Source organism: Pseudomonas rossensis, from assembly GCF_039888995.1.
GTDB lineage: Bacteria > Pseudomonadota > Gammaproteobacteria > Pseudomonadales > Pseudomonadaceae > Aquipseudomonas > Aquipseudomonas rossensis.
The window spans coordinates 1-239 of sequence record NZ_JBBWCB010000387.1 but is presented as its reverse complement, the minus strand read 5'-3'; the positions used below and the strand labels follow the sequence as shown (position 1 = coordinate 239).

At 60.7% G+C, this 239-nt stretch carries 1 pseudogene; it reads left to right on the top strand.

Features of this window, described 5'->3' with window-relative positions:
- Positions 1-239, top strand: a pseudogene (locus WLY71_RS30980) (UDP-glucose 4-epimerase GalE); the annotation flags it as partial.

Here is a 239-nt window from a genome sequence, read left to right as displayed (position 1 = left end):
CATTCGCGACTACGTCCACGTTGTCGACCTCGTTGCAGCTCACGCACTTGCCGTGGATTATCTGCTGGCAGGGGGTGCAAGCACCGCGTTCAACCTCGGTAACGGTCAAGGTTTCTCAGTACAGCAAGTGATAGATACCGCGCGCTACGTGACCGGCCAGGATATCTCTGTCAGCGAAGCGCCACGTCGCGCGGGCGATCCACCACGCCTTGTGGCCGATCCCCGCAGGGCCAACACAT